Genomic DNA, 1,281 nt, shown 5'->3' with positions numbered 1-1,281 from the left:
TGTAGATACTCCGTTCCCGGTCAAGCCTTGTTGAGGTGTTGATCGCTGAACAGCGCCGCGGCATCGAACGGGGTCTGGGTTTTGATGCAGGCCCACAGTCCGGTGAGGTACTTGCGCATCACGGCGCACAGGGCCTGAATCTTCTTCTTCCCGCGTGCTACCAGCGCCTCATAGAAAGCCTTGGCCCTGGGTTCATGGCGGATGGCCGCCATGGCAGGCATGTACAGGGCGGCCCTCAGATAGGCGTTACCGGCCTTACTCAGGCGTCCCGGGCTATTGACGCTGCTCCCCGACTGCGTGAGTCGTACATCGAGTCCGGCATGGCGGCTGACCTGCGCGGCCTTGAGATCGCTCGGCAGGGTGCACAGTTCAGCAAGCACCGCCACGCTACTGGCTTGGCCCATGCCGCGGGCCGTACTCATGTGCTCGAAGTGGCGCGAGAGCGCCTCGGACTGAGCGATCAGCTCCAGGGCGGCCTGCTTGAGTCGTTCAATGCGCCGATCCAACTGGGCGATCCCGTCTTGTTCGTCCTCGATGAGCAGCCCAGGCGTGCTCGTCTTGGCGCTGAGCGCGTGCAGGCGGTTCTTGGCCTGGGTGCGGGCATGTATCAAGCGATTGATTTGACGTCCAATATCGCGCAACGCCAGACAGTGCTGTGGTGGCGGCGTCCAGCGCCGGGGCGTCATGCGTTCGGCGTACTCAGCAAGCAGCGCCGCATCGATGGCGTCGGTCTTGCTGCCCGTGAGATGGATCTCGGCAAAGTGGCGAAAGCTGCGCGGGTTGATCACACACACCGGCAGATCGGCCTCATGCAGCGCGAGCGCCAGGTCCAGGTAATAGACCCCGGTGGCCTCCATGACGATGCACTCGGGCTTGAGCCCCTTGAGGTACCTGATGGCACGGGCATGGCCCTGGGGGCTCTGTTCGAAGCGCTGCACCTTGGCGTTGCGCCCATGGCGGCGGCTGACCAGGTCGAAGGATTGGGCTGAGATATCGATACCTATCACAGTCATCATCTGTCCTTTCCCATCGGGGGGCTGGTTGAGTCACAATAGACACCGGTTCCCCGACCTCGCACTTTTTGCGGCTTCGACCTTGTGATGCAAAGTCCAGCCTGGCTGGCTTTTGGATACTCCTCGAAGTCGGCAATGAGGCGGGGAGCCGCTCTACATACGAGGTCAGATCACTCCTGCCTCCAGGTCGGGACGGCCTCCCCGGCGTCCGGCCCACACCCTATCAGACCAGACGCAGGCAACATACAAGGTCGGGCTTCAGCCCGAC

The 1,281-nt window shown here is 62.6% G+C and carries 1 protein-coding gene; it reads right to left on the bottom strand.

The features are described from left to right. Positions 1 to 20: 20 nt before the first annotated feature. Positions 21 to 1,016 carry an IS110 family RNA-guided transposase gene (locus B1C78_RS17175; RefSeq protein ID WP_077280373.1) on the bottom strand — a complete coding sequence of 332 codons (996 nt, stop codon included), beginning with the start codon at positions 1,014 to 1,016 and terminating at the stop codon, positions 21 to 23. Positions 1,017 to 1,281 lie beyond the last annotated feature (265 nt).

The sequence above is a fragment of the Thioalkalivibrio denitrificans genome (genome assembly GCF_002000365.1).
Lineage (GTDB): Bacteria > Pseudomonadota > Gammaproteobacteria > Ectothiorhodospirales > Ectothiorhodospiraceae > Thioalkalivibrio_A > Thioalkalivibrio_A denitrificans.
Note: the sequence above shows the minus strand (reverse complement) of the source record. Positions and strands in the feature narration are given on the sequence as shown.